Raw genomic sequence first — 6,063 nt, 5'->3', positions numbered from 1 at the left:
GTCCGCCCGCGCCCGGTTCTGTCTCAGCTGACGCCGAGGGTGTTGATCGTGGCGGCCAGGAAAACGATGGCGCTGCCGAGCGCGGTCAGCGCCGCCACGTCGAACGGGCGGCTGCGCACGGCGAGCAATCCCACCTGCACGGTCGGCAGGCACAGCCGGAACGCGGCGGCCACCAGGGCGGCGCTGCCGAAGATCAGCGCGCCGCGACGCCACCGATCCCACGCGACGAAGCCGACCGCGATCACGATCAGCGCGGTCACCACGGTCATCGGCAGATGACTGCGCAGGTACTGCTCCCCCGCGCTCAACCGCGCGACCCGGTGCTTGCCGGTCGTCTCCGCCTCGTTCACGAGCCCGATTGTTCCAGATACCGCCTGCGCGCGGACGGGGTGGCGCATGACAGAGTGGTCCGCTGTGCTGCACCTGATCTTTCACGAGCCCGTGATTCCGCCCAATACCGGCAATGCGATCCGGTTGGCCGCGGGGACCGGCTGCGCGCTACACCTGATCGAACCGCTCGGCTTCGACCTCTCGGAGTCCAAGCTGCGCCGGGCCGGACTGGACTACCACGACCTCGCGGTGGTGACCGTGCATCCCGACCTGGCGACGGCGTTCGCGGCGATCCGGCCCGGCCGCGTGTTCGCCTTCACCACCCAGGCCACCACGCGTTTCACCGATATCGCCTATCGCGACAACGACGCGCTGCTGTTCGGCACCGAGCCCACCGGTCTGCCCGCGGAAGTACTGGCCGATCCGCAGATCACCGAGCAGGTGCGCATTCCGATGCTGCCGGGGCGGCGGTCGATGAATCTGTCGAACGCGGCGGCGGTGTCGGTGTACGAAGCCTGGCGGCAGCTGGGCTTTCCGGGTGCGGTCTGACTCAGTCGATGTCGAATCGCTTGAACCGTGAGGTGGCGCCGGCGGTCAGCCGAACGGCGGACTTGGCTACGCCGAAATGATCGGCGAGTAGTTCGATCGCGGCCTTGTTGGCCTTGCCCTCGACGGCCGGGGCGCGGACATAGAGGGTGAGAGTGCCGTCTTCGGCGGTTTCGACGAGTGGGCCTTTACGGCTGTTCGGTTTGATCGTCGCCCGCACTGTGGGCACCGGGGGTCTCCTTCCCGGATGCTGCCGATTCGGGTGCGCCTGATGCGCCGACCTCGGATGCGGTGGCTGCCGGTGCGGTAGGCGCGGGAGCGGTCGCTGCGGGTGCGGTAGGCGCGGGAGCGGTGGCTGCGGGTGCGGGTGCGGGAGCGGTGGACACGTGCGCTGCGGTGCGACGGCGCCTGCGCAGCAATCGCAGTGCGGCATACAGCAATCCGCCGATCACCGCGAGGAAGCCCAGCCACGGTACGGCCTTGCCGACGAAGACGATCGCGTCCTGCAACCAGTCGATCAGCGAGTGCCAGCCCGAGACGATGCCGTCCCAGAAGTTGTCCGGGTCGCCGGGTGCGTTCTCGTCGTCGGCGGTGAGGGTGATGGTGAGCGTCGACAGCGCGACCTGATCGTCGAGGCTGCGTTTCTGCGCGGTGAGGCTGTCGAGTTCGCCCTGCCTGCTCGACAGTGCCTCCTCCGCGGCGATCAGGTCGGCGGTGTTGGTGGCGCTCGTGATCAGCGCTTTGAGCCGGTCGGCGGAGGCTTGCAGGGCGCGGATGCGGGCGTCGAGGTCCTGCCACTGCATGGTGACATCGTCGCGGTTGGTGCTCACCCGGGTCACCGTGCCCACCCCACCGAGCCCGGTGATGAAGGCATCGGTCTTGTCGGCGGGCACCCGCACACTGAGCACGGCCCGAGCGGCACGCTTGTCGGTGCCGGGCTGTTCGGTGCGGCTGTCGATCCGGCCGTCGACGGCGCGGACCTGCTCGGTGACGGTCGCCGCGGCGGCGATCGGGTCCCCCGAGGTGACATCCACCGACCCGGTGATCACCTCTTTCCGGTTCGACTGATCCGTCGGCGCCGGGCTGTCCTGCTGCGGGGCGCCCTCCCGGAAACCGGGCGTCACCGCGGGAGCGGGCCCGCCCATGACAGTGGGCGAGGACGCCTTACCGGCATGGTCCTCGCTGTCGTCGTCGCCGCACCCGACCAGGAACACGAGTCCGAGCAACGCGATCATCACCACGGCAAGCTTGCGCATGTTCGCAGCGTAGTGCGTCAGCGGACCCCCGGCTGGCGTTCAACTAGGCGGACACATCACCCCATGCGTGCACACCCCGGGCCGGGTAACCCCTGTATGTCTCTACCCAAAGGGGCCCGCCCCGATCTGGACTGACCGGAGGGTGCGACGAAGGAGTACCCGCAGGGAGGGAAGATCGGGGCCTCCAGGGCCCCGCTCGAGCGCGCCAGCGCTCCAAAATCTCAGCGGAAGTCGCGGGAGCGGGCCACGATGGTCAGGTCGAGGTGTTCGAGGTGGTCGGCGACGACACTGGCGGCGCCCTCGGCGTTTTGGATGCGGCCGCGGATGAGCAGGGCGGTGGCGTTCTGGGCGAGGCGGCGGTAGCGCGTCCACAGGCCGACCGAGCAGACGACGTTGACCATGCCGGTCTCGTCTTCGAGGTTGAGGAAGGTGACGCCCGCGGCGGTGGCGGGGCGCTGACGGTGGGTGACGGCGCCCGCCACCAGGATGCGGGAGCCGTCCTCGACGAGCAACAGATCGCACGCGGGCACCACCCCGAGTGAGTTCAAATGGGCGCGAAGGAATTCGGTGGGATAGGAGCCCGGCGAGATGCCGGTGGCCCAGACATCGGCGGCGGCGAGTTCGAGCGCGCTCATGCCGGGCAGCGCCGGGGCGACAGTGGCTGGACCGGTGCCGGGGAGGCGATCCGGACGTTCCACAGCCGCCGCGCCCGCCGCCCACAATGCCGCCCTGCGCACGCTGCTGCCACGCGAATCCTTTGGCACAGCTGAATCCGGCGGGCCGTAACCTTGTTCGAGCACTCGATGATCCGCGTCCAAAGCTCGCGCGGCAGGTGTTGCTGCCCAACTCCGGCTGTCGCCGGTGAACGGTTCGTGCGTCGCAGCGCCGGCAGCGCGCGGTTCGGTATCGACCAGAACGTCCAGCGCTCCCGCCGTGGCGAGCGATTCCGACTGGGCGACAGTGAGTTCCACGCGACCGGTGAGGTCGAGCATCGAGGCGAAGGGACCGTGTTCGGCACGGGCGGCGACGATGCGCTCGGCGAGGTCGGTGCCGATGTGCCGCACACCCGACAGGCCGAGCCGGATCTCGGTGCCCGCGTTCTCGAGGGTGGGCTCGGCACGGCTGGCGTTGATGTCGGGGCCGTGCACGCGCACCCCGTGCCTGCGGGCGTCGGCGACCAGCGACTGCGGTGAGTAGAAACCCATCGGCTGCGCACGCAACAGCCCGGCACAGAACGCCGCCGGATGGTGCAGCTTGAACCACGACGAATAGAACACGATCGAGGCGAAACTCTGCGAATGACTCTCGGGGAAACCGAAATTGGCGAAGGCGTAGAGCTTCTCGTAGATGCGGTCGGCGAGAGCGCCGGTGATGCCGTGCAGGTCCCGCATGCCCTGGTAGAGGCGGTCCTTCAACTGTTCCATCTTCTCCGGCGAGCGTTTGGAACCCATGGCGCGGCGCAACTGGTCGGCTTCGGCGGGACTGAAACCGGCCACGTCGATGGCCATCTGCATCAGCTGTTCCTGGAACAACGGAATACCGAGGGTGCGGGCGAGTGAGTTCTCCAGCGCGGGATGATCGCAGACCGGCGCTTCCTTGCCGTTGCGCCTGCGGATGTAGGGGTGCACCGAACCGCCCTGGATGGGCCCCGGCCGGATCAGCGCCACCTCCACCACCAGGTCGTAGAAGGTACGCGGCTTCAGCCGGGGCAATGTCGCCATCTGCGCGCGCGACTCCACCTGGAACACCCCGATCGAGTCGGCACGCGAGAGCATCTCGTAGACACCGGCTTCGGTGAGATCGAGCGCGTGCAGTTCGACCTGCTCGCCTTTGTGCTCGCGCACCAGGTCGATCATGTAGTGCAGCGCCGAGAGCATGCCGAGGCCGAGCAGGTCGAATTTCACCAAACCGACCGCGGCGCAGTCGTCTTTGTCCCACTGCAACACACTGCGCCCGGCCATCCGCGCCCACTCCACCGGACATACGTCGGCGATCGGCCGATCGCAGATCACCATGCCGCCGGAGTGGATCCCCAGATGCCGTGGCAGACCGTCGAGTTCGCCCGCGAGCTCGAGCACGGCGTCCGGGATATCGGTGCCCGTCTCGGCGGCCACCCCGGACCAGCGGCTCACCTGTTTACTCCACGCGTCCTGCTGCCCCGGTGAAAAGCCCAGTGCGCGTGCGGCATCACGCACCGAGGACTTGCCGCGATAGGTGATCACATTCGCCACCTGGGCGGCGTAGTCGCGACCGTACTTGGCGTAGACGTGCTGGATGGCCTCCTCGCGGCGGTCGGATTCGATATCGACATCGATATCGGGCGGTCCGTCGCGCTCGGGCGAGAGGAACCGCTCGAACAACAGCTGGTTGGCGACGGGGTCGACATTGGTGATGCCGATGGCATAGCAGACCGCGGAGTTGGCGGCCGAGCCTCTGCCCTGACACAGGATGTCGCTGTTCTTGCAGAACTCGACGATGTCGTGCACCACCAGGAAATAGCCGGGGAACTCCATCTTCTCGATCACCATGAGCTCGTGCTCGAGCTGCCGGTACGCCTGCGGGTTCCGCGCCGGCGGCCCGTAGCGCTCGGCGGCACCACGCAGGGCGAGCTCGCGCAGCCACGAATTCTCGTCATGGTCGGCGGGCACGTCGAACGGGGGCAGCTTCGGGGCGATCAACCCCAGGTCGAACGCGCATTCGCGGGCCAGCACCGCCGCGTTCGCCACCGCGTGCGGGTAGTCGGCGAACAGGTGCGCCATCTCCGCACCCGACCGCAGGTGCGCGCCGCCGGTGGGCGCGAGCCAGCCCGCCATCTCGTCGAGACTGCTCCTGGCGCGGATCGCGGCCAGCGCCATCGCCCGGCGACGCTGCGCCGGAGAGGCGAAATGCGCACCGGTGGTGGCGAGTACGGGAACATCGAGCCGGTCGGCCAGCGCGATCAGCAGCGCGTTGCGCTCGTCATCGGTGGCGATGCCGTGATGGGTGAGCTCCACACTCACCCGATCGGCGCCGAATCGTTCGAGCAGATCCCGCAGGGCCGCTTCGGCTTTCGGCAGCCGGATATCGCCACCGCGCAGATCGTGTTCGAGCGCGGTGCGCAGGTGACCTTTCCGGCAGCCGGTGAGGATATGCCAGTGCCCGCCCGCCGCCGCGGTGAGGGCGTCCAGGTCGTATCGCAGAACACCCTTCTCCCCCGCGGCCATATGCGCCGCCGCCATCTCTCGCGACAGCCGCCGATAACCCTCCTGGCCCCTGGCGAGGACCAGCAGATGCGGACCGTCAGGGTCAGGAGATCCAGTGCGCGGCACTGAGTCCGGCGCGTTCGCGTGCCCGTTTCGCGGCTCGGCCGAACCGCCGGCATCGCGCAGACCGCCGTCAGCCGTGTCCCCGCTCGGCCCATCAGTATCTGCTTCGTGCGCCTGCGTTCGACCCGGCATGAAACGCACCCCGCCCCGAGGGACAGAACGGCGCCGGACCGCATCCCCTCGGCCCGGCGCCGCCTCCGCATCGGTTCCCAGTGACAGTTCGGCACCGAAAACCGTTGGCATTCCCCATTCCCTGGCCGCCTCGGCGAACCGGACGGTCCCGTAGAACCCGTTGTGGTCGGTGAGCGCGAGCGCTTCCAGACCGAGCCGCACCGCCTCCTCCACCAGCTCCTCCGGCTGACTCGCCCCGTCGAGGAAGCTGTAGGCGGAGTGGGTGTGCAGCTCCGCGTAGGGCACCGTCGGGCCGGTCGGCCGGTCGAGCTCGACGGCGTGGTACTCGCCGCGTTTGCGTGACCAGGCCGGACTGTCGCCGCCGTCGCCCGGGTGCAAGTCTTGCGTAGGCCTGCCGCTCGGCTTGCCCGAGAGCACCCGCTCCAGCTCCGACCAGGTCGGCGGACCGTTGCTCCAGCCCATGCACCCGCTCCTCTCACGACCCCCGCATCACC

At 68.8% G+C, this 6,063-nt stretch carries 5 protein-coding genes; 1 reads left to right on the top strand and 4 read right to left on the bottom strand.

Annotation, left to right across the window (positions count from 1 at the left end; all coding sequences use genetic code 11):
* Positions 1-23: 23 nt before the first annotated feature.
* Positions 24-350: a DUF3017 domain-containing protein gene (locus ACWFRF_RS34160; RefSeq protein WP_235569656.1), complete on the bottom strand. Its 327-nt coding sequence runs from the start codon at positions 348-350 to the stop codon at positions 24-26.
* 46 nt (positions 351-396) lie between these two features.
* Here ACWFRF_RS34160 and ACWFRF_RS34155 point away from each other — a divergent pair, with 46 nt between their 5' ends.
* A complete protein-coding gene (locus tag ACWFRF_RS34155; RefSeq protein WP_379301651.1) occupies positions 397-879 on the top strand; it encodes a tRNA (cytidine(34)-2'-O)-methyltransferase in 483 nt (160 codons plus the stop codon).
* Between the two features lies 1 nt (position 880).
* Here the strand turns inward: ACWFRF_RS34155 and ACWFRF_RS34150 are convergent, their stop codons facing one another.
* The 3 genes from ACWFRF_RS34150 to ACWFRF_RS34140 all read right to left on the bottom strand — a co-directional run bounded on the left by ACWFRF_RS34150 (position 881) and on the right by ACWFRF_RS34140 (position 6,031).
* Complete coding sequence (locus ACWFRF_RS34150; protein ID WP_378635378.1) at positions 881-1,105, bottom strand: DUF167 domain-containing protein; 225 nt, start codon at positions 1,103-1,105, stop codon at positions 881-883.
* Entirely contained in the window at positions 1,065-2,132 is a 1,068-nt protein-coding gene (locus ACWFRF_RS34145; RefSeq protein WP_452454234.1) for a DUF4349 domain-containing protein, read from the bottom strand. Before ACWFRF_RS34145 ends, ACWFRF_RS34150 begins: the two co-directional genes overlap by 41 nt.
* A 221-nt stretch (positions 2,133-2,353) precedes the next feature.
* Positions 2,354-6,031 (bottom strand): error-prone DNA polymerase, encoded by a 3,678-nt coding sequence (locus ACWFRF_RS34140; RefSeq protein WP_452454232.1) that lies wholly within the window; start codon positions 6,029-6,031, stop codon positions 2,354-2,356.
* Between the last annotated feature and the right edge of the window lie 32 nt (positions 6,032-6,063).

This window comes from Nocardia sp. NPDC055165 (assembly GCF_053606985.1).
Note: the sequence above shows the minus strand (reverse complement) of the source record. Positions and strands in the feature narration are given on the sequence as shown.

Coding starts and splice junctions, on each gene's coding strand:
- ACWFRF_RS34155 (WP_379301651.1), top strand. CDS start 397: ATGACAGAGTGGTCCGCTGTGCTGCACCTGATCTTTCACGAGCCCGTG.
- ACWFRF_RS34145 (WP_452454234.1), bottom strand. CDS start 2,132: ATGCGCAAGCTTGCCGTGGTGATGATCGCGTTGCTCGGACTCGTGTTC.
- ACWFRF_RS34140 (WP_452454232.1), bottom strand. CDS start 6,031: ATGGGCTGGAGCAACGGTCCGCCGACCTGGTCGGAGCTGGAGCGGGTG.